Origin of the sequence: Klebsiella sp. CN_Kp113 (assembly GCF_040064585.1) — a bacterium.
Classification (GTDB): Bacteria; Pseudomonadota; Gammaproteobacteria; order Enterobacterales; family Enterobacteriaceae; genus Klebsiella; species Klebsiella michiganensis.
Genome location: NZ_JBEAID010000001.1, coordinates 157088 through 181048, shown reverse-complemented (window position 1 = coordinate 181048; position 23961 = coordinate 157088). Strand labels below are relative to the sequence as shown.

The 23961-nt window shown below is 58.5% G+C and carries 24 protein-coding genes; 13 read left to right on the top strand and 11 right to left on the bottom strand.

The annotated features are described in order from the left end of the window. Nucleotides 1-98 precede the first annotated feature (98 nt). On the bottom strand, nucleotides 99-509 hold the full coding sequence (locus ABLV30_RS00980) for a pyrimidine (deoxy)nucleoside triphosphate diphosphatase (protein ID WP_009653472.1): 411 nt from the start codon (nucleotides 507-509) through the stop codon (nucleotides 99-101). Nucleotides 510-595: 86 nt separating this feature from the next. On the opposite strand from ABLV30_RS00980, the gene ABLV30_RS00975 reads away from it, so the two are divergent. Further along, entirely contained in the window at nucleotides 596-1213 is a 618-nt protein-coding gene (locus ABLV30_RS00975) for a CDP-alcohol phosphatidyltransferase family protein (protein WP_014228968.1), read from the top strand. Between the two features lie 140 nt (nucleotides 1214-1353). On the opposite strand, the gene ABLV30_RS00970 is transcribed toward ABLV30_RS00975, so the two are convergent. From ABLV30_RS00970 to xthA, 8 genes are all read right to left on the bottom strand, one after another. Beyond that, nucleotides 1354-2661, bottom strand: coding sequence for a rhodanese-like domain-containing protein (locus ABLV30_RS00970; RefSeq protein WP_224293003.1), 1308 nt, complete (start codon nucleotides 2659-2661; stop codon nucleotides 1354-1356). Between the two features lie 78 nt (nucleotides 2662-2739). Beyond that, on the bottom strand, nucleotides 2740-3372 hold the full coding sequence (locus tag ABLV30_RS00965; protein ID WP_014228970.1) for an ATP-binding cassette domain-containing protein: 633 nt from the start codon (nucleotides 3370-3372) through the stop codon (nucleotides 2740-2742). Continuing rightward, complete coding sequence (locus tag ABLV30_RS00960; protein ID WP_064358729.1) at nucleotides 3372-4907, bottom strand: ABC transporter permease subunit; 1536 nt, start codon at nucleotides 4905-4907, stop codon at nucleotides 3372-3374. The genes ABLV30_RS00965 and ABLV30_RS00960 overlap by 1 nt, the downstream gene beginning before the upstream one ends. Then, nucleotides 4880-6040, bottom strand: a complete 1161-nt coding sequence (locus ABLV30_RS00955; protein ID WP_265800933.1) for an ABC transporter substrate-binding protein — start codon at nucleotides 6038-6040, stop codon at nucleotides 4880-4882. Before ABLV30_RS00955 ends, ABLV30_RS00960 begins: the two co-directional genes overlap by 28 nt. A 9-nt stretch (nucleotides 6041-6049) precedes the next feature. After that, nucleotides 6050-6601: a carboxymuconolactone decarboxylase family protein gene (locus ABLV30_RS00950; protein ID WP_042944930.1), complete on the bottom strand. Its 552-nt coding sequence runs from the start codon at nucleotides 6599-6601 to the stop codon at nucleotides 6050-6052. After that, nucleotides 6598-7296: a TVP38/TMEM64 family protein gene (locus ABLV30_RS00945; RefSeq protein ID WP_064358731.1), complete on the bottom strand. Its 699-nt coding sequence runs from the start codon at nucleotides 7294-7296 to the stop codon at nucleotides 6598-6600. The genes ABLV30_RS00950 and ABLV30_RS00945 overlap by 4 nt, the downstream gene beginning before the upstream one ends. Continuing rightward, nucleotides 7286-7948, bottom strand: coding sequence for a TVP38/TMEM64 family protein (locus ABLV30_RS00940; protein ID WP_064358732.1), 663 nt, complete (start codon nucleotides 7946-7948; stop codon nucleotides 7286-7288). The genes ABLV30_RS00945 and ABLV30_RS00940 overlap by 11 nt, the downstream gene beginning before the upstream one ends. Before the next feature lie 183 nt (nucleotides 7949-8131). Continuing rightward, nucleotides 8132-8938, bottom strand: coding sequence for an exodeoxyribonuclease III (gene xthA, locus ABLV30_RS00935; RefSeq protein ID WP_014228976.1), 807 nt, complete (start codon nucleotides 8936-8938; stop codon nucleotides 8132-8134). A 444-nt stretch (nucleotides 8939-9382) separates the two neighbouring features. Between xthA and ABLV30_RS00930 the strand changes: the two genes are divergently transcribed. The 8 genes from ABLV30_RS00930 to ABLV30_RS00895 all read left to right on the top strand — a co-directional run bounded on the left by ABLV30_RS00930 (nucleotide 9383) and on the right by ABLV30_RS00895 (nucleotide 19019). Then, nucleotides 9383-10603, top strand: a complete 1221-nt coding sequence (locus ABLV30_RS00930; protein WP_064358733.1) for an aspartate aminotransferase family protein — start codon at nucleotides 9383-9385, stop codon at nucleotides 10601-10603. Next, the gene (gene astA / locus ABLV30_RS00925; protein WP_014228978.1) at nucleotides 10600-11634 is read left to right on the top strand and encodes an arginine N-succinyltransferase; all 1035 of its coding nucleotides are present in this window, start codon (nucleotides 10600-10602) and stop codon (nucleotides 11632-11634) included. Before ABLV30_RS00930 ends, astA begins: the two co-directional genes overlap by 4 nt. After that, entirely contained in the window at nucleotides 11631-13109 is a 1479-nt protein-coding gene (gene astD / locus ABLV30_RS00920; RefSeq protein ID WP_047724036.1) for a succinylglutamate-semialdehyde dehydrogenase, read from the top strand. The genes astA and astD overlap by 4 nt, the downstream gene beginning before the upstream one ends. Beyond that, nucleotides 13106-14431, top strand: a complete 1326-nt coding sequence (astB, locus tag ABLV30_RS00915) for an N-succinylarginine dihydrolase (protein ID WP_009653522.1) — start codon at nucleotides 13106-13108, stop codon at nucleotides 14429-14431. The genes astD and astB overlap by 4 nt, the downstream gene beginning before the upstream one ends. Nucleotides 14432-14440: 9 nt before the next feature. After that, the gene (gene astE / locus ABLV30_RS00910) at nucleotides 14441-15406 is read left to right on the top strand and encodes a succinylglutamate desuccinylase (RefSeq protein ID WP_047724034.1); all 966 of its coding nucleotides are present in this window, start codon (nucleotides 14441-14443) and stop codon (nucleotides 15404-15406) included. A 349-nt stretch (nucleotides 15407-15755) separates the two neighbouring features. Continuing rightward, nucleotides 15756-16238 carry an ATP-independent periplasmic protein-refolding chaperone Spy gene (gene spy, locus ABLV30_RS00905; protein ID WP_014228981.1) on the top strand — a complete coding sequence of 161 codons (483 nt, stop codon included), beginning with the start codon at nucleotides 15756-15758 and terminating at the stop codon, nucleotides 16236-16238. Nucleotides 16239-16429: 191 nt separating this feature from the next. Next, nucleotides 16430-16972 carry a LemA family protein gene (locus ABLV30_RS00900; RefSeq protein WP_014228982.1) on the top strand — a complete coding sequence of 181 codons (543 nt, stop codon included), beginning with the start codon at nucleotides 16430-16432 and terminating at the stop codon, nucleotides 16970-16972. Nucleotides 16973-16976: 4 nt separating this feature from the next. Then, a complete protein-coding gene (locus tag ABLV30_RS00895) occupies nucleotides 16977-19019 on the top strand; it encodes a DUF2207 domain-containing protein (RefSeq protein ID WP_348865490.1) in 2043 nt (680 codons plus the stop codon). A gap of 34 nt (nucleotides 19020-19053) precedes the next feature. Here ABLV30_RS00895 and cho read toward each other — a convergent pair whose 3' ends face one another. Further along, nucleotides 19054-19914: an excinuclease Cho gene (gene cho, locus ABLV30_RS00890; protein WP_032749480.1), complete on the bottom strand. Its 861-nt coding sequence runs from the start codon at nucleotides 19912-19914 to the stop codon at nucleotides 19054-19056. 106 nt (nucleotides 19915-20020) lie between these two features. Continuing rightward, on the bottom strand, nucleotides 20021-20848 hold the full coding sequence (nadE, locus tag ABLV30_RS00885; protein WP_004850083.1) for an ammonia-dependent NAD(+) synthetase: 828 nt from the start codon (nucleotides 20846-20848) through the stop codon (nucleotides 20021-20023). A 230-nt stretch (nucleotides 20849-21078) separates the two neighbouring features. Here nadE and osmE point away from each other — a divergent pair, with 230 nt between their 5' ends. The 4 genes from osmE to chbA all read left to right on the top strand — a co-directional run bounded on the left by osmE (nucleotide 21079) and on the right by chbA (nucleotide 23949). Continuing rightward, complete coding sequence (gene osmE, locus ABLV30_RS00880; protein ID WP_004850085.1) at nucleotides 21079-21417, top strand: osmotically-inducible lipoprotein OsmE; 339 nt, start codon at nucleotides 21079-21081, stop codon at nucleotides 21415-21417. A gap of 284 nt (nucleotides 21418-21701) precedes the next feature. Next, complete coding sequence (gene chbB / locus ABLV30_RS00875) at nucleotides 21702-22022, top strand: PTS N,N'-diacetylchitobiose transporter subunit IIB (protein WP_004101340.1); 321 nt, start codon at nucleotides 21702-21704, stop codon at nucleotides 22020-22022. A gap of 167 nt (nucleotides 22023-22189) precedes the next feature. Beyond that, a complete protein-coding gene (chbC, locus tag ABLV30_RS00870) occupies nucleotides 22190-23548 on the top strand; it encodes a PTS N,N'-diacetylchitobiose transporter subunit IIC (protein ID WP_004850089.1) in 1359 nt (452 codons plus the stop codon). A gap of 53 nt (nucleotides 23549-23601) precedes the next feature. Then, nucleotides 23602-23949: a PTS N,N'-diacetylchitobiose transporter subunit IIA gene (chbA, locus tag ABLV30_RS00865; RefSeq protein ID WP_219558219.1), complete on the top strand. Its 348-nt coding sequence runs from the start codon at nucleotides 23602-23604 to the stop codon at nucleotides 23947-23949. The last annotated feature ends 12 nt before the right edge of the window (nucleotides 23950-23961 follow it).

Genomic DNA, 23961 nt, shown 5'->3' with positions numbered 1-23961 from the left:
CGGAAATCGTTAGTTAAGCAAGGAAAAATTGTTCAGAAAGCAAAATTTATAATCAGGCGGTGGTCATAATCAAAAACGATGACAACCACCCGATAAAATTAGCGGGAATGGAGAGCGGCGCGCTGGGCGATAAAGGCTTCGAGCAGGGGAATATCGGCTGGCGCAAGAGGGAAGGTTAACGCCTCCTGCGGTGAACACCAGCGCAGCTGGCTGTGGTAGCGGGCGATGGGTTCGCCGTTAAAATGCGGAACCCACCAGGCGTGAAGATGTATCAGGCGAGCGGACACTTCGCGCTGGTGGCTGGCGATGTAGCATTCCGGCCGGGCGTCGATCGCCAGCTCCTCCTGGAGCTCGCGCGCCAGCGCCTGGGCCTGGGTTTCGCCGGGTTCGACTTTACCGCCGGCCAGTTCCCACATTCCCGGCTGATCCGCGTGGGGCGGCCGCTGCGCCAGCAGAATTTGCCCGTTGCGTTCGATAATGGCGGCAACAACATCAAGGGTTTTTAGCATGTGAATCATCGTTCTGTACGGGATAATGGCCTATTATCACCGTCCTTGTCCCCGTCAAACAACCCTGAATTCACTGGAGAGACTTTGTGCTTGACCGTCATTTGCATCCCCGCCTGAAACCTGTCCTCAACGCCGCCGCCGCCCTGCTGGATCGTCCGGCTATCTCTCCCGATGGCCTGACGCTCTTTGGCTTTGCGATTGGCGTGCTGGCGCTGCCGTTTTTAGCCCTGGGCTGGTATCCGGCGGCGCTGGCGGCGATCGTGCTCAACCGACTGCTGGATGGCCTGGACGGCGCGCTGGCCCGGCGACGCGGATTAACCGATGCGGGCGGTTTTCTCGATATTTCGCTCGATTTCCTGTTTTACGCCCTGGTGCCGTTTGGCTTTATTCTTGCCGATCCGGCGCACAACGCGCTGGCGGGCGGCTGGCTGCTGTTCGCGTTTATCGGTACCGGCAGCAGCTTTCTCGCCTTTGCCGCGCTGGCGGCTAAGCATCAAATCGATAATCCGGGCTACGCCCACAAATCGTTTTATTATCTCGGCGGGCTGACGGAAGGGACGGAAACAATCGCGCTATTTGTGCTGAGCTGCCTGTTTCCGGCGTGGTTTGCGTGGCTGGCGTGGATGTTTGGCGCACTGTGCTGGCTGACGACCTTTACGCGGGTGTGGAGCGGATACCTTACCCTGAAGCAGGTAAGAGATTGATGGGCGGGTTTTTCCCGGCTCGGGCTGCGCTTAGCCGGGCTACGGGGCCGCAGTCGTCAGCGGTCCGGTGCGCCAGCGCCGTCTTCGGGAAATGCGCCGGGAAGGATGCTTCCCGGCGGTGCATATGGCCAACAGGCGAATTACATACTGCTTTCCGGGCCGCGTTCCCCGCGCGAGACCGGGTTTTTCGGGTTGCTGCTCCACTCGTACCAGCCGCCGTCGTAGACCGAGACGTTGTTCCAGCCCATCGCCCGGGCGTACATAAAGGTTTCTGAGGCGCGCCAGCCGGTACCGCAGTAAAAAGAGACCTGCTGGTTCGGCAGAATATTCCATGATTTCCACATCGCGGCGATATCATCTGCGCTACGCATGGTGCCGTCCGGATTATGGAAATCCTCCATATGGGTGGAGTCGCTTCCGGCATGACCCCAGCGGGCCCCGGCAATCTCCCCCATCGGCTTGATATAGCTGTAGCCGCTGGTGGTGCCGATAAACTCCGGCCAGGAACGAATGCTCACCAGCGAGGCGTCCTGACGGTGCAGCAGGGCGCGAGCCTGCTCGGTATTGAGCATCAGCTGCGGCTGACCCGGGATCGGCGCGCCGAACTCCGGCTCGGGCTTCTGCTTCGGCGGCGTTCCGCGCTCGACCGGCAGCCCGGCGTCGGACCAGGTTTTCCAGCCGCCGTCGAGCAGGCGCACATCCTTCACCCCGGCGTAGAGCATGATCTGCGCCACGCGGGCGGCGGCATACACGTCGCGACCGTACAAAATCACCGTGGTGTCATGGCGAATACCGTGTTTTGCCAGCATCGCTTTAAGCTGCGCGTCGGAGACTTTGTTCCATAGCGGCTCGCTCTCCACCTCGTTGGTATCGATATACCCGGCGCCCGGAATATGGCTCAGCAGATAAAACTTCGGCGCGCCCCAGGCGGCCTCGAACACCTTCCATTGCCCGGCAGGCGCGGCGGTGACCGGTTTACCCTGCTGGAGGTCGTGCAGCCACTGCGGATACACCAGCTGTTCAAAATGCGGCAGCTTCTGCAGGCGGTCCGCCTGGCTCAGGGCGTCGCCGAGCGAGCTGAGGTGAGTGAAACCAGCCGCCTTAAGGCGCGCCGCGACTTTCGCGTTGTCGTCGGCGTTGCCGTACAGCGCAATCGGCGTAGAGGCCTGCAGATTGTGCAGCTTAGCCCAGGCGCTCAGCTGTTCATCGTTCAGCGAGCCAAGCCAGCTGGCGGCGAGGTTGAGCGCCTGCGGTTCATGGCCCTGAGGGCCGTCGGCGCCTTGCGGCCAACCGTTATAGAAAGCGCTAAGGCGCGTGTCAATAGCGACGCCGTTGTGCTGTTGCAGCGTGGAAAGCGTTAGCGTTGGCATGGTGTCAGCGGCGGAGGTGGAAGCAGCAGCAAGCCCCATCAGCAGGGCGAGTGCGGTCAATTGAGAAACACGTTTCATCGAAATGCCCGGCAGTAGAAAATTGAGCGGCAATTCTCCGCGAACAACGCGGAGAATTCTTTGCGATAGCGCAGGCTTTCATTGCCAGAGCCCCATATGCAAACAGCGTCCGCCGGCGGGCGTATCCTGGTCATCATGCGTGACCAGCACCGCGGGGATCGCCTGCCGCGCCAGTTCGTTGAACACCCAGCGGCGAAAATCGGCGCGCAGCGCAACGTCGAGGCGGTTAAACGGCTCATCCAGCAGCAGCGCCCGCGGTCGGGCCAGCAGGGCGCGCAGCAGGCTGACCCGCGCCCGCTGGCCGCCGGAAAGGGTGGCCGGATCGCGCGTATAAAACCCCGCCAGACCGGCGCGCTCCAGCGCCTGTTCGACCTGGGCTTTGCGCTGGGGGCCGCGGACGTCAGCGGCAAGCGCCAGCAGTAAATTTTGCCCGACGCTGAAGTGGTCGAACAGCAGCGCGTCCTGGAACAGGATGCCGATGCGCCGTCGCTCGGTGGGTAAACTGTCGCAGCGCTGGTTATCCAGCCACAGCTCGCCGGCGGCGCGAAAATTCTCCGCCAGCGCGCCGACCATCCAGGCGAACAGAGTTGATTTACCGCTGCCCGAGGGGCCCATCAGGGTCAGTATCTCGCCGGGAGCAACGGAAAAGTCGACGTTGCGCAGCAGCGGCTCTCCGTTGAGGCTGAGAGTCAGGTTTTTGACGATCAACATTAGCGTAATCCTTGTCGATAGCGGCCGGTCAGCCAGGCCAGCAGCGCGGTGGCGGCAAAAAACAGCGCCGGCAGCAGTAGCTGCCATAGCGCCTGCGCGGCCAGAGTGGACGTCTCGCCGCCGCTGCTCAGCGCGACGGCTTCGCTGGTGAGCGTCGGGAACCGTCCGCCCCCCAGCCATAACGTCGGCAGATATTGCGCGATGCTTACCGAAAAGCCCACCGCCAGCGCGGTCAGCAGAGGACGCGTCAGGGCGGGTAAGGTAACCAGCCAGAAGATGCGGCCTCGTTGCCAGCCGAGGGTGCGGGCGAGCAGCTCCATGCGCGGGTCGCGAGCGCGCCAGGCGGGACGCAGAATAAACAGCATCCACGGCACGACCCACAGCAGGTGCCCCCATAAAACGGCGACCCACTCGCCGTCCAGCCACGTATACAGCGCCAGCTGATATTGGCCGTCTACCAGCGGCAGCGCCGGTAAAATCAGCGGCAGCCAGATCCATCCGTCGAAACGGGAAGGGCCAGACGCCAGCCACAGCAGGCAGATAACCGCGCCGAGCGACGCTGAGCAGAGTCCAAGCCACAGGCTGTTGCTGACGCTATCGCTGACCGGCTGGCTATTCTGCGCCGCCGCGGCAAGCAGCAGGGCGCAGGCCACGCCGCACAGCGGCAGAAGAAGGGCGAAGCTTTTCCCGGCGAGCGCCCGCGGCTGCGGGCGGCGGATCCCCTGAACCTGCGGGATCCGCCGTCGCCAGAGACGCCAGACTCCCCACGCCGCCAGCGCCATGATGGCGAGCGTCAGCAGCAGTACCAGGCTGGCGAGGGCGCCTTTCGCCTGCTGGATCTCATCGCCCTGGCTTAACCATTGCCAGGCCAGCACCGCCAGCGTCGGCGGGTTACCCGGGCCAATCACCAGCGCGACGTCGACCGCCGAAAGGCTCCAGGCGGCGGTGGCCAGCAGCGCTATCGACAGCGCCGGAAGCAGCGTGGGCAAGACTAACCATTTCAGGCACTGCCAGCGTCCGTAGCCGAGGCTTTTTAATACCGTCGCCTGTCCGGCCAGGCGTTTCTCGCCTAACAGGCCATAAACCACCCACAGCAGAAACGCGCTCTCTTTGAGCGCCATCGTCAGGCCCAGTCCAATGCCGTAGCGGTCAACCGGCGGGGTAAAAAAGGGCAACAGGCGCGGGAGCCAGCCGCCATCGGCGAAGAGCAGCAGGGCTGCGGTGGCGAAGGCCACGTGAGGTACCGCCAGCAGCAGAGGGAGCCTTGCGGCCAGCCGCCGCCAGCCGCCCGACGGCCAGAGTGCGGCCACGACGGTGAGCGTGATGATCAGCGCGCCGCCAACCGATAGCAGGGTTGAGACGAGAGTCGCCGCCAGCGCCTGGCTGAATTGCGGGTCGGCAAACAGCGACAGCCAGCGCGCGCGGCGGAGCGCCGGAAGCGCCATCAGCGCAGCGGCCGGCAGCAGCGGCAGATAGATCAGCGCGACGGCGGCCCAGGCCAGCAGCCTTAGTGCGTGCCGTAGCGGCGCAGCCATTCCTGCTCCAGCGCGTCAACCCAGGCCGCGTGCGGTTCACCCAGCATCGGCGGCATATTCTGCGGCACAACGGCGTTAAAGGCCTGCCGCTCAGTCTCGGTTAATTTCGCCGGATCCAGCACGCTGGGGTCGCCCCACACAGTCGGGTCGGCCTTGCGCAGCTGGGCCTGCGGCGAGAGCAGGAAATTCGCGACCACTTTCGCCCCCGCCGTCGTCCGGGCATTGGCCGGGATCGCCACAAAGTGGACGTTGCCAAGCATCCCCTCGCGGAAGCCGAAACCGTAGCTGTCTTTCGGCAGCTCGCCGCTGACCGCTTTTTGCTGCGCGTGCAGCGGGTTAAAGGTGATGGACAGCCTGAGGGTCCCATTTTTAAGCATGGCATCCATGCGGGCGGGCGAAGCCGGGAAGTCGCGGCCCTGGCGCCACAGCAGAGGGTGAAGCCGATCAAGATAGTGCCACAGCGGCGCGGTCACGGCGGCGAAGGTGGCCTCCTCAGGCGGCTGGCGTAGCGCGTCGGGCCGCGGAGTCAGCGTCAGCAGCAGCTGTTCAAGAAACGCGGTACCGGTAAAATCCGGCGGACGCGGGTAGGTGACGCTGCCGGGATGCGCGGCGGCGAAAGCCAGCAGCGCCTGCGGAGTGGTGGGCCCGTCGGGCGTTTGTGAGCGGCGGGCGATAAAAGTGAGCTGCGCGCCGCCCCACGGCGACTCGGCGCCGTCGGTGGGGATGGAGAAATCCTCGCGCACCGGCTTTTGCGTATCGACAAAGCGCCAGTTGGGCAGGGTTTCCGCCCACCGGGTTTGCAGCAGCCTGGCGTTTTTCAGGGTGCGGAAGTTTTCGCCGTTGACCCAAAGCAGATCGATGGAACCGCCTTTACTGCGTCCGGCGCGGGCTTCGGTCTGGATGCGCTTTACCGCGTCGGCGGCATCCGCAATATGCACGATGCGCAGGTCGATAGCGTAGTCGCGCTTTACCTCACCGCTGACCCAGTCGAGATAGCGGTTCACCGCCGGATCGCCGCCCCAGGCGTTAAACCACACCGTCTGGCCGCGGGCTTCTTGTTGTAGGGATTGCCAGCCGGCGCTGGCGGCCAGCGGGGAGAGCAACAGCAAAGCGAAGACCAGCACACTGCGCATAACCACTCCTTATGGTTTTGAATCGGTTGGGATCCGGCACAATCCCTGGGCGGGGATCGCCATGGCCGAATTAAAGCGCGCCGACAGGTTTTGTAAACCGATCAGCGCCGTGAGTTCGGTGAGCGCGCGGGCGTCAAACTGGCCTGCCAGCCTGTCGCGCAGCGCATCGTCGACCACCGGCGGCGTCATGCTGGCCGCCTCGGCATACTCCAGCGCCAGCCGCTCGCGGTCGCTGAACAGCGCGCTGTTCCGCCATTCGGCGACCGCCAGCAGCTTAGCGCTGCCGCCGCTGCGTTCCGCCAGCTTCATATTGGTGATATCAATGCAAAACTCGCACAGGCACAGCTGCGCGACGCGGGCGCTGACCAGCGATCTCAGCACCGGATCGAGGGGCGAACGCTTGCGTTCCAGATAGCCGACGAACATCGACACCAGGTAAAACACCAGCGGAATACGGCCCCACCAGCGGATAGGGCTGAGCACCTCGCCGTAGTGGCGACGATGCAGCCAGGCCTGCGGGCGAAGAATCAGCGGAATAGACTTCAGAGGGGGTAAGCTCATCGTGAACGCCTCTTTTGTTGTTCAAGATAGAGCGCTTTCGCGACGACCACCACAATCGCCAGCGCAAACAGGATCGATAAACCGGTCACCAGCCAGAATGTGCCGCCGGTCAGCAGGCTGCCGGTCCACGAATAGACTATCGTCGCGGGCAGCTGGCCGAGACCGGTGGCCAGCATAAAGTGGCGAAAGCGCATTGACGTCAGCCCGGCGGCGTAGCTCACCGGGTCGAAGGGAACGAAAGGGAGCAGACGGCAGATTAATATGGTGTGTTTGCCGTAGCGGGTAAAAAAGCCATCCATACTCTGCAGTACGCTCTTGCCGGTGAGCTTTTCCACCGCGTCGCGGCCGAGCGCTCTGGCGATAAAAAAGCACAGCGCCGCGCCGGCCATCGCGCTCACCCACGACAGCGCGCCGCCCCAGAAGGCGCCGAACAGGGAAGCGTTAGCGAAGGTGATCAGGAAGGCGGGAAGCGGGGCGATAATCGCCTGCAAAATCATCAGGGCGAAGGAGACCAGCGCCGCCTGCGGGCCCCAGGAGTCGATAAAGCGTTCAATAGCCTGCTGATCGAGCGTGGCAAAAGCGGCGAGGCTGCGCTGCATAAACTCATTGACGCCGGGTATCAGCCACCATGCCAGCAGAAGCGCAAACAGCGTCATGCCGATGGCTAGCCGGTAGCGCGCGTTGCTATTTTTCATCGTGAGCCTGTATCCGTGATGTCTCGATTCGCCGATAGCGGGCATATCTTTTCGCCGCCTGAATCAGGACAAATAAAGCCAGCCCCGCGAGGGTCAGCTTCAGTATAAACAGGGGGGTGATACCCTCGCGGATAAGCTCGCTGGCCATCAGCGTATAGATAAATATGCCGGGCAAGGTGGTGAGGGCGGAAATAAAGGTAAACGACCAGAATGGAATCGCCGTCAGGCCATAGGCGTAGTTCTGTACATTATAGGGAAACAGCGGGATGAGCCGGGTCAGAATTAAAAAATCGGTGCCGCTACGGGCGATGCCTTTTTCAATGGCCTGAAAAATCGCCGTCTGCCCGACGTATTTAAGCAGCAGCTCGCGGCCCAGCCAGCGGGCGAACAGAAACGACGCGGAGGAGGCGAGCGTCGCCGCCAGCAGCGATAGCAAGGTTCCCGCCAGCGGACCGAAAATCACCCCGCCGGCAATCACTAAAAGAGTGCCCGGTAGCAAAAAAAGGGTGGCGACGATAAACAGCAGAATATAGAGCGTATAGCCGAAGGCGCCGCTCTGGCGGATCATTTCGCGCAGACGATCAAAATGGGTAACCAGCCCGGCAAAACCCGATTGCTGAATAATACAGGCGACAATGCTCAATATCACCACAACAAAAAGCAGCTTATATTCTGCTTTATGACGGCTTCTTTTGCATTGGGTTCTCCTGTATGGCGCGGGCGGTCTGAAGTGCGCGCGACAGTATAATAGTTTGCCGCCGTTCACAATCTCTGACGGCGGCTTTTTTGATATGGCTCAGGCTCTCCGGACGGGAGAGCCTGACGGAGGGAATATTTAGACTTTAAAGGTCGCCCATACCGGCGCGTGGTCGGACGGCTTTTCCATTGCGCGAATTTCGTAGTCGATGCCGGTTTCGATGCAGCGCTGCGCCAGCGGGGTGCTTGCCAGCAGCAGATCGATACGCAGCCCGCGGTTATCGTCAAAGCCCTTAGAGCGATAGTCGAACCACGAGAAGTGTTCGTTATCCTGCGGATTCGCATGGCGGTAAGTATCCACCAGGCCCCAGCTCAGCAGGCGCTCCATCCATTCGCGCTCTTCCGGCAGGAAGGAACACTTGCCGGTACGCAGCCAGCGCTTGCGGTTCTCTTCACCGATGCCGATATCGAGATCGGTCGGGCTGATATTCATGTCGCCCATGATCAGTACCGGATTCTCTTTATTCAGTTCGGTATCAAGGTAGTTTTGCAGGTTCTGATAAAACGCCGCCTTCGCCGGGAATTTGGTTTCATGATCGCGACTTTCGCCCTGCGGGAAATAGCCGTTAATCACCGTCACGTTGCCAAACGGGGAAGGGATTTCCGCCATGATGATGCGGCGCTGGGCCTCTTCACCATCGTTTGGGAAACCGCGACGCACGGAGATCGGCGTCTCTTTGGTCAGCAGCGCGACGCCGTAATGGCCTTTCTGCCCGTGATAAAAGACGTTATAGCCCAGCTTTGCCACCTCTTCGAGAGGAAACATATCGTCGTGAACTTTGGTTTCCTGTAGGCCGATGACGTCGGGCTGGTGTTTATCGATGATGGCGGCCAGCTGATGCGGGCGGGCACGCAGGCCGTTGATATTAAAAGAGACAAATTTCATAGTCGCTGCCACTGTGCAAGGTGAATAGTGCAGGGATGGTAGCAGAAATTCGCCGGGCTGGCTGCGCAAAGGCGATTTATTCTGCCGATTGCAGCGGTTGGTAGCCTGTTTGCACAAACTGTGCACCATTCTGGGACGCGCTGCGCCAAAAAAGGGCGATTATTGCCGATAAATTTCGTCAAGGATCACAATTACAGAATTATATCTTACCCCTGCATAATCTTTCTTTTTATTCCACTGTAAAAGCCTCTTTTAGTATTTTTATTCACTTTTTATGCATTTTATGTGAATAACGGTCTTTCGTAACTTATTGATATTTCGTTGACGACCTCGATTTATGCATTTTTACCTCTGGCTGGCACGAACCGTGCAATCTACATTTACAGCGTAATAACCATATTCATTAACATTATTTAAACTTTTTATTTACCGGAAGAGGTCGATATGTCTCAGTCAATTACGCGTAGCAACTTTGATGAATGGATGATGCCTGTATACGCGCCAGCGGCTTTTATTCCGGTACGCGGCGAGGGGTCACGCCTGTGGGATCAGCAGGGAAAAGAGTATATCGATTTTGCCGGCGGCATTGCGGTGAACGCCCTCGGTCACGCTCATCCTCGGCTGGTTAAAGCGCTGACCGCGCAGGCGGAAAAGTTCTGGCATACCGGTAACGGCTATACCAATGAGCCGGTATTGCGTCTGGCTAAGCAGCTGATTGACGCCACTTTTGCCGACCGGGTCTTTTTCTGTAACTCCGGGGCCGAAGCCAACGAAGCGGCGCTAAAACTGGCGCGCAAATATGCCCACGATCGTTTCGGCAGTGAGAAAAGCGGCATCGTGGCGTTCAAGAATGCCTTCCACGGCCGCACGCTGTTTACCGTTTCCGCTGGCGGCCAGCCGGCCTATTCGCAGGATTTTGCGCCGCTGCCGCCGCAGATTCAGCACGCCATCTATAACGACCTCGACTCGGCAAAGGCGCTGATCGACGACAATACCTGCGCGGTGATCGTTGAACCGATGCAGGGTGAAGGCGGCGTCGTGCCTGCGGATGCGGACTTCCTGCGCGGCCTGCGTGAACTGTGCGATGCGCACAACGCGCTGCTGATTTTCGACGAAGTCCAGACCGGCGTCGGCCGTACCGGGGAGCTGTACGCCTATATGCACTACGGCGTGACGCCGGACGTGCTTTCCACCGCGAAAGCGCTGGGCGGCGGTTTCCCGATCGGCGCGCTGCTGGCATCGGAGCGCTGCGCCAGCGTGATGACCGTCGGCACCCACGGCACGACCTACGGCGGCAACCCGCTGGCCTGCGCGGTGGCGGGAGAAGTGTTTGCCATCGTCAACACCCGCGAAGTGCTCAGCGGCGTTAAGCAGCGCCATCAATGGTTCTGCGAACGGCTCAACGCGATTAACGCGCGTTACGGCCTGTTTAAAGAGATTCGCGGCCTGGGGCTGCTTATCGGCTGCGTGCTGAAGGATGAATATGCCGGCAAGGCGAAGACCATCAGTAATGAGGCGGCGGAAGAGGGGCTGATGATGCTGATCGCCGGCGCCAACGTGGTGCGTTTCGCTCCGGCGCTGATTATCAGCGAAGAAGAGATCAACGCCGGGCTGGATCGCTTCGAACTGGCCTGCAAACGCTTTCTCGCGGGGGTCTCATCATGATGGTGATCCGTCCTGTAGAAAAAGGCGATCTGCCGGGGCTAATGACCCTGGCGGGCGAGACCGGCGGCGGCCTGACGTCGCTGCCGGCCGATGAGGCCACGCTGGCCGCGCGCATTGAACGTTCGCAGATGACCTGGCGCGGCGAGCTGCCGAAAAGCGAGCAGGGTTATGTGTTCGTTCTTGAGGACTGCGCCAGCGGCGCGGTAGCGGGAATTTGCGCCATTGAGGTGGCCGTGGGGCTTAACGACCCCTGGTACAACTATCGCGTCGGTACCCAGGTGCACGCATCGAAAGAGCTTAACGTCTACAACGCCCTGCCGACGCTGTTTCTCAGTAACGACCATACCGGCAGCAGCGAACTGTGTACGCTGTTCCTGGATCCAAAATGGCGTAAAGAGGGCAACGGCTATCTGCTGTCGAAATCGCGTTTTCTGTTTATGGCCGCCTTTCGCGAACGTTTCAACGATAAGGTCGTGGCGGAAATGCGCGGCGTCATTGACGAACACGGCTACTCGCCGTTCTGGGAGAGTCTCGGGAAACGCTTCTTCGCGATGGAGTTCTCCCGCGCCGACTACCTGTGCGGCACCGGGCAGAAGGCGTTCATCGCCGCGCTGATGCCGAAGCACCCGCTGTATATCGACTTTTTAAGCGACGAAGCGCGAGCGGTCATCGGCGAGGTCCATCCGCAAACCGCGCCGGCACGCGCGGTGCTGGAGAAAGAGGGATTTCGCTATCTCAACTACGTCGATATCTTCGACGGCGGCCCGACGCTGGAGTGCGAAATTGACCGGGTGCGGGCCATTCGCAAAAGCCGGCTGGTCACCGTCGTCGAAGGCCAGCCCGCGCCGGGCGAGTGGCCGGCCTGTCTGGTTGCTAATGAGCAGTACCAGCAGTTTCGCGCCATGCTCGTTCACGCCGACCCGGAGAGCGACCGCCTGGTGCTAAGCGCGCGCGAGCTGGATGCCCTGAAATGCCACCCCGGCGACCAGATTCGCCTGGTTCGTCTGTGCCCTGAGGAGAAAAAATCATGAGTTTATGGATTAACGGCGACTGGCAAAGCGGTCGCGGCCCGGCCCGTAGTAAACATAACCCGGTAAGCCAGGCGCTGCTGTGGCAGGGCAACGATGCCGATGCCGGGCAGGTGGCGCTGGCGGTCACCGCGGCGCGCGCGGCGTTTCCCGCGTGGGCGCGTCAGCCGTTTGCCGCCCGGAAAGCGATAGCGGAAAAGTTTGCTTCGTTACTGGAAGCGAACAAAGGTGAATTAACCAGGATTATCGCCCAGGAGACCGGCAAACCGCGCTGGGAAGCGGCAACGGAAATTACCGCGATGATCAACAAAATCGCCATTTCGGTGAACGCGTATCATAGCCGTACGGGGGAAGCGCAGACCGCGATGGCGGACGGAGAGGCGACGCTTCGCCATCGGCCGCACGGCGTGCTGGCGGTCTTTGGCCCCTACAATTTTCCCGGACATTTGCCTAACGGGCATATCGTTCCGGCGCTGCTGGCGGGAAATACCGTGGTATTCAAACCCAGCGAGCTGACGCCTCAAAGCGGAGAGGCGGTGGTGAAGCTATGGGCCGAAGCCGGCCTGCCGCCGGGCGTGCTTAACCTGCTCCAGGGCGGGCGGGAAACCGGCGAAGCGCTGAGCGGCCAGGCGGACATCGACGGCCTGCTATTTACCGGCAGCTCTGCGACGGGTTTTCAACTTCATCGCCAGCTTGCCGGGCAGCCGGAAAAAATTCTCGCTCTTGAGATGGGCGGCAACAACCCGCTGATCGTCGATGACCCACAGGATATCGACGCCGCGGTCCATCTGACCATTCAGTCGGCGTTTATTACTGCCGGACAGCGCTGTACCTGCGCGCGCCGGCTGCTGGTAAAACGCGGCGAGGCCGGCGATGCGTTTCTTCAGCGGCTTGTGACGGTGTCACAAACGCTGATTCCCGACGCGTGGGACGCTGAACCTCAGCCGTTCCTCGGCGGGTTAATTTCAGCGCAGGCCGCGCAAAAGGTACATCAGGCCTGGCTGGCCCACGTGGCCAGCGGCGGAAAAACCCTGTTGGAGCCGCGCCTGCTGCAGGCCGGAACCTCGCTGCTGACGCCGGGTATTATCGAGATGAGCGCGGTGGCGCAGGTGGCCGACGAAGAGGTCTTCGGGCCGCTGCTCTGCGTCTGGCGCTATGACCATTTCGATGAGGCGATTGCCCTCGCTAACGCGACCCGTTTCGGGCTTTCCTGCGGGCTGATCTCCGCCGAACGCGACAAATTCGACCAGCTGCTGCTGGAGGCGCGGGCCGGGATCGTTAACTGGAACAAACCCTTAACCGGCGCCGCCAGCACCGCGCCGTTCGGCGGTACCGGCGCTTCCGGTAACCACCGGCCGGGGGCGTGGTACGCCGCAGACTATTGCGCCTGGCCGATGGCCAGTCTCGAATCACCGGAGCTGGCGCTGCCGGCAACCCTCAGCCCCGGGCTGAATTTCCGTAAGGAGACATCACAATGAAAGCCCGGGAAGTGAACTTTGACGGGCTGCCGGGCCTGACCCACCACTATGCGGGTTTATCTTTCGGCAACGAAGCCTCGACGAAGCACCGCTATCGGGTGTCGAACCCGCAGCTGGCGGCAAAGCAGGGGCTGAAAAAAATGAAAGCGCTGGCGGATGCTGGCTATCCGCAGGCGCTGATCCCGCCGCAGGAGCGGCCAAACATTCCGCTGTTGCGGCAGATCGGTTTTAGCGGTAGCGATGAGCAGGTGCTGGAAAAGGCGGCGCGCCAGGCGCCGGAACTGCTCTCGGCGGTCAGCTCCGCGTCATCGATGTGGGTGGCTAACGCCGCCACGGTCTCCCCCTCGGCCGATTCGCTGGATGGCCGGGTGCATCTGACCGTCGCCAACCTGAACGATAAATTCCATCGCGCCAGCGAAGCGCCGACCACCGAAGCGCTGCTGCGGGCGATTTTCCCCGATGAGCAGCGGTTTGCCGTACACGGCGCGCTGCCCCAGGTATCGCTGTTCGGCGATGAAGGGGCGGCAAACCACAACCGCCTCGGCGGCGACTACGGCGCGCCCGGCGTGCAGCTGTTTATTTACGGCCGCCAGCAGGGGGGCGAAGATAATCCGCTGCGCTACCCGGCGCGGCAGACGCTCGAGGCCAGCCAGGCCGTCGCCCGCCTGAATCAGGTCAATCCCCGGCAGGTGATTTTCGCCCGACAAAATCCGGCGGTGATTGATAAGGGCGTGTTTCATAACGATGTGATTGCGGTAAGCAATCAGCAGGTGCTGTTTTGCCACGAGCAGGCGTTTGTTGACCAGCCGCAGCTCCTGCAGCAGCTGGCGCAGCAGGTCTCCGGCTTTACGCCGCTGGTGGTGCCGGCGAGTCAGGTTTCGGTGGAAGAGGCGGTGGCGACCTATCTGTTCAACAGCCAGCTGCTGAGCAAAGAAGAAGGCGGGATGCGGCTGATTTTGCCGCTGGAAGCGCAGGAACACCCAGGCGTCTGGCGCTACCTGAACCGGCTGGTGGAGGGCGATAACCCCATCGATGAGCTACAGGTTTACGATCTGCGCGAAAGCATGGCCAACGGCGGCGGCCCTGCCTGCCTGAGGCTGCGGGTGGTGCTGACGGAGGACGAGCGACAGGCGGTGAATCCGGCGGTCATGATGAACGATACGCTGTTCGCCACCCTTAATGACTGGGTAGACCGCTACTATCGCGATCGCCTGACCCAGGTCGATCTCGCGGATCCGCAGCTGCTGCGCGAAGGCCGCGAGGCGCTCGACCGCTTAACGCAAATCCTGCGCCTGGGCTCAGTGTATCCGTTTCAGCAATAAGGAGGCGTCGTGGACGACTTTCTGGCACTTACTCTGGCGGGGCGTCTGCCCCACCATTTCCATGGTCAAACCGCGCATTTTCGCTGGCACTGGATTGACTGCGGTATTCTGCAGCTCATTCCTCATGAACCCTGCGATCGGTCATTGGTTTTGTCATCCGGGCTTCACGGCAATGAAACCGCGCCGGTCGAAATCACCGATTTACTGCTGCGGCAGCTGTTTCGTGGGGAAATACCGCTCCGCTGGCGGCTGCTGGCGATCTTTGGTAACCCTCCGGCGCTGCGGGCCAACAAGCGCTATATGCACAGCGATATCAACCGGATGTTCGGCGAGCGATGGCGCGCTTTTAGCGCCAGCGATGAAACCGTTCGCGCCCGGCAGCTGGAGCATGCGCTGGCGCGATTTTATGCCGGGACGCCCGGCGAGCGCTGGCACCTGGATTTACATACCGCCATACGCGGTTCGCTGCATACCCGCTTTGGTGTCCTGCCGGCGCGGGATACGCCGTGGGATGAAGCGTTTTTGCGCTGGTTAGGGGCGGCAGGGCTGGAGGCGCTGGTGTTTCATCAGCAGCCTGGCGGGACTTTTACCCATTTCAGCTGCGAACGCTTCGGCGCGCGCTCCTGCACGCTGGAGCTCGGCAAGGCGCTACCTTTTGGCGAAAACGATCTGCGCTTGTTCGCGGCGACTCAACGCGCGCTGTCGCTGCTGCTGGCGGGAGAAGTGGCGGCGGAAGAGGCGCACGCGCCGCTGCGCTACAGGGTGGTACAGCAAATTACCCGCAGCAGCGACAGTTTCCGGCTGCATATGTCGGCGCAGACGCTGAACTTTACGCCGTTTGCCGCCGGGACGCTGCTTGCTGAGGATGGCGATACCCGCTACATAGTGGAAAGGGAGCAAGAGTACGTTTTGTTTCCCAATCCCAGCGTCGCCTTCGGCCAGCGCGCCGGGCTCATGCTGGAGCGCTTCCGGTGAATCCGTCGCCCGTCCGGGCGGCGGCATTTATTTCAGCGTTTATTTTTCCGCAGCCATCTTATTTTTTCGTGCTCTGTCCATTGATTGCAGATTATTCCTGGTTAAATGCTTTGTTTTTAATCTCTGCTGATTTATAATCTTCATAATTTCCCAATAAAACAGTTGCTTATTTATTTTTTATTGCATTTATTCCCTCATTTTCCTTATTTTCTCCATAATTGGCGAGAAAATGTTTTTTACACTTTCAATGTTTTACGCTTGCTCTGATTAATTGACGATAAACGTCGTAAAGTTAATCTCGTCAACACGGCAACGCGCCGTAAGAATAACGCAAAGTAAGGATTGAACTATGAAGAAGATTACTGCACTGTTTGTTGCCTCTACTCTGGCTCTGGGCGCGGCTAACCTGGCCCACGCGGCTGACGCTACTGCAACCCCAACCGATAACGCGCCGATGATGCATCATAAGCGCGGACCTGCGGGCCCACATGAAATGATGTTTAAAGGGCTGAACCTGACCGATGCGCAGAAAACGCAAATCCGCGACATTATGAAGAGCCAGCGCGACAACATGAAGCGTCCGTCCCTGGATGAGCGCCGCGCGATGCATGAGCTGGTAGCCAGCGATACCTTCGATAAGGCAAAAGCGGAAGCGCAGATTGATAAGATGGAAGCCCAGCATAAAGAGATGGCGCTGGCTCGTCTGGAAACCCAGAATAAGATTTACAACATTCTGACGCCGGAACAGAAAAAGCAGTTCAATGCCAATTTTGAGAAGCATCTGACAGATCGTAAAGCGCCGGAAGGTAAAATGCCTGCACCTGCTGAATAACTCAGCGCGCTGACTTAAGACCGCCGGTCTTGCCCAATAACGCCAACAGGCTTTGGGCAGGACCGGCGGTTTTTCTTTATCTGTAGCGACAAGCTGATTTACCCGGCAGGGACGAATGTGCCAGTATGAGTGCCATCGCCACGGACTCTGGTGTCCTGGTCTAAAGCCTACTCTGCTCATGGATCTTGCATATGGAAATGTATATCGGCCTTGCCGTCCTCGTTGTCGTCCTCATCTGGGTCGTGATGACCTATAACCGCTTTATCTCCCTGCGACGTTTCAAGGACGAAGCCTGGAGCGGCATTGCCGTACAGCTTAAGCGCCGCCACGACCTGGCGCCGAATCTACTGAGCCTGGTGAAACGCTATGCGCAGCATGAAAAAGAACTGCTGGAAGAGATCTCCCGCCAGCGCGGCGAACTGGTCGGCAGCACCCGACAGATCGCCGACAGCGAACGCCAGTACTCTGGTACGCTAGGGCGCGTTTTCGCGCTTGGCGAAGCGTACCCGGAACTTAAAGCCAGCGAAAACTACCTTGCCTTACAGCAATCTCTCAGCGAAATAGAAGAGCAGCTGCAGATGGCTCGCCGCTACTTCAACGGTACGGTGCGCGATTTCAATATCCTGGTCGAGTCTTTCCCCAGCCTGCTGCTGGCGCGACTGTTTAATTTTCAAACGGAAGTTTTCTTCGAGCTGGACTCACCAGAAGAAGCTAAATCACCGCGGATGGCGTGATTAAATGGTGAATTTGCTTTTTCGGGGGCTGCGCACCCTCGTCCTGCTGCTGCTTCTGAACATCAGCGCGGCTTTTGCCGCCGGCGACATGATCATCATCAAGGATGCTTCCCAGCTTCCCGTTGGCGCTATTCCAGCGTATGAACATATCCTCTCTTTCGATGCCCGGGCGCGCTTTAACCCGGACGGTAGCATGGAGATGCGGGAAAATATCAAAGTACTTTCTCTGGGCAGGCAGATTCGGCGGGGGATTTTCCGTACGCTGCCCCTGACCTGGAACCGCCAGGACGGCAAGATCTTTCGCGTGTATTACGCGATTGAGTCGGTGTTGCGCGATGGCGTGCCTGAGCCGTTTAGCCTTGATGAAGCGGAAAAAAACCTGACGGTACGCATAGGCAGCGGCGAACGGGTCCTGAAACCAGGGATCTATAACTACGAGATTCGCTATCAAATCAGCAACCATTTCAGCCGCTTCCCCGAATGGGATGAGCTTTACTGGAACGTGACGGGCAATGACTGGGCGTGGCCTATCAGCAAGGCCAGCTTTCGTCTTGAACTGCCGGACGCCGCCGGAAATCTCAACGCCGACGCTAAGGACGCCAGAGTGCGATCGCTTGATGTTTATACCGGCGTCGCAGGGGCGAAAGAACACAACGCGCAGGTGCTTCCTGACGGTAGCGTACGCACCCTGCGGCCTCTGGCGCGGGGGGAGGGGCTGACCGTTGTCTATACCTGGCCTCGGTCGATCCTTGCCGACGCTCCGGCGCCGGAGGCCGCTTTGCCGCTGGTGCATCTCCTTATCCCCACCCTAAAAACCAGCGTGGTCTGGCTACCTCTGCTGCTGATGGCCGCTTATTACCTGATGTGGTGGCGAAAAAACGTCACCAAAGCCGGACTAAAAATGCCGCCGGTCGTTGCGCTTTATTCGCCGCCTCCCGGCATGTCTCCCGGCTACCTGCGTTTTATCACCCGGCGTAAATATGATGATGTGGCTTTTAGTAGCGATTTATTAGCGCTGGTGGTTAAACGCGGAATGGCGGTCAGCGGGGACAGTCAACACACCCCTAACCCGTGGCTTGCGAACGCCGGCGTAAAACAGCGGCTGACCCGTTTGCCCGTCGAGGGAAACCGGCAATTAAACTATGATGACAGGCAGCTATTAAGTACGCTCTTTAAAGGTAAACAAAAAAATATCGATCTCAGCAAGGCCCATCAGCGATCGATGCAGACAGCGCGTGAAGAGCAGGAAAAGCGTTGTGAAGCGCAGCGGGATAAATTATTTCGCAAATGGGGGCAGCCGCTGCGGCGCTGCATCTACATTGCGCTGTTGGTGCCGGTGGCCTGCGGTCTTTGGGTTAATACGGAGGCCGCGCTGCTGACGATACCGGCCGCGGTTTTTATGCTGATTGGCGGAGCGATGCTCGCCTGTTTGCTGCGCTTTATATGCCGCCCGCGGGAAATGTGGCGTGCCTGGGGGCCGGTGCCGCTCTTTTTTTTGGCGATCTTCGGCCCCTTCGCGACGCTGGGAGGCGGGATTTTTCTCTTTGGTATACTGCCCATCACCCAGCTTCCGTCAGGATACATTGGCGCGCTTATTGCCGCGCTGGTGCTGTGCGTTTTCGTTGCCTGGAAAACGCCTCGCTATACGCAGCGCGGGCTTGATGAACTGGCTATCGCGAAAGGATTGATGCGCTATCTGGGCACCGCCGAAAAGCATCGTTATCAGATTATCTATCCGCCCGAGCAGATGATTTCCCATTTTGAAGCGCTGCTGCCGGTTGCCCTGGCGCTTGGCGTAGGGAAAACATGGGCAAATACCTTTGCCCACTACCTGAGTAGTACAGGCGCCGTGTCGCATGCGTTTGCCGGCGCCGACTGGGGAAGCGTCCACCACTTCAGCGAAGCCTGCCGAACCGCCTCTATGTCAACGCCGGATAGCGGTTCAGGGAGCGGTTCATCATCAGGTTCAGGTTACAGCGGCTCCGGTTCCTCCGGAGGCGGTTCATCCGGAGGCGGCTCGGGCGGCGGCGGCGGGGGCGGCTGGTAATTGCCCCGATAGCGCATCGGGGCTGACATTCGCCTCACAGAGGATGGAGCTTATAGCGGCCGCTGAGCAACGGCTTACACAATATTTTATAACCGTCATGGTCAAATTTGGCCGACAGGCGCGTGAGTGATGACGCCTGCGACAGAGACTCTACCGCGCCAAGCCAAAGCCAGTTTTGAATAATGTGGTATTGGGTCATATCCTCGCTGCTCTCTTCCAGCGCGATCGCCCCGGCCCAGGGCCAGCATACCAGCTGCATCTTTTGCATATTGTCGACCAGACGCTGCTGGTGTGTTTCAACGCTCTCTTTTCCGCAACAGGCGCCCGCGCAGCGGCCGAGCGCCGAACGAAAGCAGGCCCGCCCGCGGTTGAGCGGCTCGAGGCCCATTAATCCGTAGCACAGGCGATGCTCGTCGGCAATTTTTTGCAGCGCCTGCAGCGCCGCGCGGCGGTTGGCAAAAAGACCATAGAGATCGCTTTGCAGGGAAAAATCCAGCTCGCTGGCGTACACCACCTGCGGACGGGCGTCAGCCAGGCGTAATGAACATAGCTGTCGGTTTTGCCGCAGACGCTTATTGAATAGCGGCTGCTGTTCTTTAATGAGCTGTGCCTCTAATAAGAGTGCGCCCAGCTCTCCCGCCGTTCGTTGCCAGGTAATGCGCCGGGACTGGCGCAGCATCGCCGCTTCGTCGGGCGTGCGCAGATGCGACAACACCCGGCTGCGGATATTCACGCTTTTCCCGATATAGAGCGGTAGGGTATCGCTTTCGCCGTGGAACAGATACACCCCCGGCTGCCTGGGCAAAGCCTCAAGCCACGGTCGCAGATGTTCGGGATACTCATAAATTGCCGCCGCTTCAAATTCGAGACGCGGGGCGGATTGCCTTCTTGCCACTTTTGTTCCTGGTGCTGGTTATTTATCCAGTATAGCAGTCGAAGGAAGAGGCGAAAAGGATAAAAAATCGCCCCGAACCGGGTCGGGGCGGAGGGGGAGAGGCGAATTACTTTTTCCAGAAGTCGTCGAAGACCGTAATCGGCGGTCGGCGTTTATGCTCGGTTTTCAAATACCAGCCTTCAATCGTTTTCGCAATTTTCTCATCCAGCGCTTTGCCTTCCAGATAATCATCGATATTTTCGTAGGTCACGCCCAGCGCCACTTCGTCCGGCAGGGAGGGGCGGTCGTCCTCAAGATCGGCGGTCGGCAGCTTTTTATACAGATGCTCCGGGCAGCCTAGCTGGGCCAGCAGCTGTTTGCCCTGGCGTTTGTTAAGGCGAAAGATAGGGTTAATATCCGTACCGCCATCACCGTATTTGGTGAAGAATCCGGTAATGGCTTCCGCCGCATGGTCGGTACCCACCACGACGCCGTGGGTCATTCCGGCGATGCTGTACTGCGCCTTCATGCGTTCGCGGGCTTTTTCGTTACCGCGAACAAAGTCGCTAAGTTCAATCCCGGCCTCGCGCAGCGCCTGTTCGCTGGCCAGCACGGCGCCTTTGATATTGACCGTTAATACGCGATCCGGCTGAATAAAAGCGATAGCGTCCTGGCAGTCCTGCTCATCCGCCTGCACGCCGTAGGGCAGGCGCACGGCAATAAACTGCAGGCTGCTGTCACCGGTTTCGGCACGCAGCTCGTTGATGGCTAACTGACACAATTTACCGGTCAGCGTTGAATCCTGGCCGCCGCTGATGCCGAGGACCAGTGATTTAATAAAAGGGTATCTCTGAAGATAGGCCTTCAAAAAGTCTACGCTGCGGCGTATCTCGGCTTCGACATCGATCTGGGGTTTTGCGCCCAGCGCCTGAATAATCTCTTGTTGTAGCGTCATTGCGCCCTCCGGGAAGTGAATCTGTTTGCCAATCAGCAGTGGTTTAACCTACCTCTTTGCCGGTAAAACGACAAGGATCACAATTTTGAGTGAAGCAAAAGCAGGCAACCTCAACAAGAGGGGATTTATTATTGGAAAGCTCTTAATTTCGCTTCATTTCCACCTTCGGCTTGAAAAATAACGATATTTATTCCAGGCTTATTAACACGCCAAAAAAAAGAGGATGGTATATGAACAAGCATTTTGCAGGATTTCTGGGCGCAGCAGCAGTATTGACCCTGCTGGCAGGGTGTACGGCCTACGACCGTACGAAAGATCAGTTTACTCAACCCGTGGTTAAAGACGTTAAGAAAGGCATGACCCGCGCGCAGGTTGCGCAAATTGCCGGTAAGCCTTCATCAGAAGTCACCATGATCCACGCGCGCGGTACCTGCCAGACATATATCCTGGGTCAACGCGATGGTAAAATTGAAACCTACTTCGTTGCGCTGGATGAAACTGGCCGCGTGATGAATTCTGGTTATCAGACCTGTGCCGAGTATGATACCGACCCGCGCAACAGTAAGTAACGCCCCGCCATAGTGCTGATTCCTACGAAAGCCCGACCATTGGTCGGGTTTTTTTATGAGTTCTGATGCTTATTTAATTGCGCGAATTATTTGAGGGAAATGTGAAGGCAGTCAAAACGCGAGGTCAATGAGAGACAATTCTGTTCAAGGAGGAATTATCCTGCTGTCGATCGATGCCGTATACTCAATGCATAAACAATACTAATTCAAAGAAACATCTCTTACCGCCTCTCAGGCATCAATGATGCAGAGAGGACCGGGTCACACAAATTGAGGAAGCGTTCATGGAAAAGAAACATATCTACCTGTTCTGTTCTGCTGGGATGTCGACATCACTGCTGGTATCGAAAATGCGTGCCCAGGCCGAGAAGTATGAAGTGCCGGTGATTATTGAAGCATTTCCGGAGACCTTAGCCGGTGAAAAAGGACCTGATGCGGATGTCGTATTATTAGGCCCACAAATTTCCTATATGCTGCCGGACATTCAGCGTTTACTGCCAAATAAACCCGTAGAAGTCATTGATTCTGTTCTGTACGGTAAGATCGATGGTTTAGGTGTTCTGAAAGCGGCCGTTGCGGCCATTAAGAAAGCTGCTGCACAATAATTTTATTTTAAAACTCGACATATTTCGGATAGCAGCGGTTAGAATTTCGTGAGGGTGTGTTTTAGCTGCTCGCTGTCCGAAATACCCAGAGTTTATTTTCCCGTCAAAGAGTAATTTCATCTATCATTGCCGCAGTGACTATATTGCGGCCTTAAAGGGTATTTATTATGAGTAAAGTGATTGACTCGCTTGAAAAGGTACTCCTGCCTTTTGCCGTCAAAATAGGAAGACAGCCCCACGTCAATGCAATTAAAAACGGCTTTATTAAGTTAATGCCATTGACGCTAGCCGGGGCGATGTTTGTTTTAATTAACAACGTATTTTTGAGCTTTGGCGACGGCTCATTCTTTTATTCAATGGGCATCCGTCTGGATGCGTCTACAATAGAAACGCTTAACGGTTTTAAAGCTATCGGCGGTAACGTTTATAACGGTACGCTTGGCATTATGTCGCTCATGGCGCCTTTCTTTATTGGCTCCGCTTTAGCTGAGGAGCGGAGAGTAGACCCGATGGCCGCCGGTTTACTGGCCGTTGCGGCATTTATGACCGTCACGCCTTATAGCGTCGGTGAAGCCTACGCCGTGGGTGCGAACTGGTTAGGCGGCGCCAATATCATTTCTGGTATTGTCATCGGGCTGGTCGTTGCCGAGATGTTCACCTTTATCGTGCATCGCAACTGGGTGATTACGCTGCCGTCCAGCGTGCCGGCTTCGGTTTCCCGTTCATTCTCTGCGGTCATCCCGGCCTTTATCATCCTCTCGATTATGGGGATTATCTCCTGGGCGTTGACCCACTGGGGGACTAACTTCCACCAGATCATCATGGACACTATCTCCACGCCGCTGGCTTCAATGGGCGCCGTCGTAGGCTGGGCATACGTCATTTTCACCTCGCTGCTGTGGTTCTTCGGCGTACACGGGTCGCTGGCGCTGTCAGCGCTGGATAGCGGAATCATGACGCCGTGGGCGCTGGAAAACATTGCAACCTACCAGCAGTACGGTTCCGTCGAGGCCGCGCTGGCCGCGGGTAAGAGCTTCCATATGTGGGCCAAGCCGATGCTGGATTCCTACATCTTCCTTGGCGGTACCGGCGCGACTCTGGGCTTAATCATCGCCATCTTTATCGCTTCACGTCGTGAGGATCATCGTCAGGTGGCGAAACTGGCGCTGCCGTCAGGCATCTTCCAGATTAACGAGCCAATCCTGTTCGGTCTGCCGATCATTATGAACCCGGTGATGTTTATCCCCTTCATTCTGATTCAGCCTCTGCTGGCGGCTATCACCATGACGGCTTATACCCTGGGCATCATCCCGCCGATTACCAATATCGCGCCGTGGACCATGCCGACCGGTTTAGGCGCCTTCTTTAACACCAACGGTAGCGTAGCCGCTCTGCTGCTGGCCCTGTTCAACCTTGCCGTGTCCACCCTGGTCTACCTGCCGTTTGTGGTGATTTCCAACAAAGCGCAGGGCGTCATTGAGCAGGAAGAGAGCGAAGAAGATATCGCTAACGCACTGAAATTCTAACATTGAGCGGTACGGGAGATTTCCCGTACCGTCCTGGAAATAAGGGAGTCATTATGTTTGATCTGGATAACATCGCAGCAGAAGAGACCGTGGTAAACGACCTCGAAGAGGTGGTGATGGGGCTGATTATCAACTCCGGTCAAGCGCGCAGCCTGGCTTATGCCGCGCTGAAGCAGGCAAAGCAGGGAGATTTCGAGGCGGCGAAAACGATGATGGAACAGTCGCGCATGGCGCTGAGCGAAGCGCACCTTGTGCAGACGCAGCTGATTGAGAGCGATGAGGGTGAAGGCAAAATGAAGGTGAGCCTGGTGCTGGTTCATGCGCAGGATCATCTGATGACCTCAATGCTGGCTCGTGAGCTGGTTGCCGAATTGATTGAGCTGCACGAGAAGGTACAATAGGTCATCGACACG

Coding starts and splice junctions, on each gene's coding strand:
- ABLV30_RS00980 (WP_009653472.1), bottom strand. CDS start 509: ATGCTAAAAACCCTTGATGTTGTTGCCGCCATTATCGAACGCAACGGG.
- ABLV30_RS00970 (WP_224293003.1), bottom strand. CDS start 2,661: ATGAAACGTGTTTCTCAATTGACCGCACTCGCCCTGCTGATGGGGCTT.
- ABLV30_RS00965 (WP_014228970.1), bottom strand. CDS start 3,372: ATGTTGATCGTCAAAAACCTGACTCTCAGCCTCAACGGAGAGCCGCTG.
- ABLV30_RS00960 (WP_064358729.1), bottom strand. CDS start 4,907: ATGGCTGCGCCGCTACGGCACGCACTAAGGCTGCTGGCCTGGGCCGCC.
- ABLV30_RS00955 (WP_265800933.1), bottom strand. CDS start 6,040: ATGCGCAGTGTGCTGGTCTTCGCTTTGCTGTTGCTCTCCCCGCTGGCC.
- ABLV30_RS00950 (WP_042944930.1), bottom strand. CDS start 6,601: ATGAGCTTACCCCCTCTGAAGTCTATTCCGCTGATTCTTCGCCCGCAG.
- ABLV30_RS00945 (WP_064358731.1), bottom strand. CDS start 7,296: ATGAAAAATAGCAACGCGCGCTACCGGCTAGCCATCGGCATGACGCTG.
- xthA (WP_014228976.1), bottom strand. CDS start 8,938: ATGAAATTTGTCTCTTTTAATATCAACGGCCTGCGTGCCCGCCCGCAT.
- ABLV30_RS00930 (WP_064358733.1), top strand. CDS start 9,383: ATGTCTCAGTCAATTACGCGTAGCAACTTTGATGAATGGATGATGCCT.
- astA (WP_014228978.1), top strand. CDS start 10,600: ATGATGGTGATCCGTCCTGTAGAAAAAGGCGATCTGCCGGGGCTAATG.
- astD (WP_047724036.1), top strand. CDS start 11,631: ATGAGTTTATGGATTAACGGCGACTGGCAAAGCGGTCGCGGCCCGGCC.
- astB (WP_009653522.1), top strand. CDS start 13,106: ATGAAAGCCCGGGAAGTGAACTTTGACGGGCTGCCGGGCCTGACCCAC.
- spy (WP_014228981.1), top strand. CDS start 15,756: ATGAAGAAGATTACTGCACTGTTTGTTGCCTCTACTCTGGCTCTGGGC.
- ABLV30_RS00900 (WP_014228982.1), top strand. CDS start 16,430: ATGGAAATGTATATCGGCCTTGCCGTCCTCGTTGTCGTCCTCATCTGG.
- ABLV30_RS00895 (WP_348865490.1), top strand. CDS start 16,977: ATGGTGAATTTGCTTTTTCGGGGGCTGCGCACCCTCGTCCTGCTGCTG.
- nadE (WP_004850083.1), bottom strand. CDS start 20,848: ATGACGCTACAACAAGAGATTATTCAGGCGCTGGGCGCAAAACCCCAG.
- osmE (WP_004850085.1), top strand. CDS start 21,079: ATGAACAAGCATTTTGCAGGATTTCTGGGCGCAGCAGCAGTATTGACC.
- chbB (WP_004101340.1), top strand. CDS start 21,702: ATGGAAAAGAAACATATCTACCTGTTCTGTTCTGCTGGGATGTCGACA.
- chbC (WP_004850089.1), top strand. CDS start 22,190: ATGAGTAAAGTGATTGACTCGCTTGAAAAGGTACTCCTGCCTTTTGCC.
- chbA (WP_219558219.1), top strand. CDS start 23,602: ATGTTTGATCTGGATAACATCGCAGCAGAAGAGACCGTGGTAAACGAC.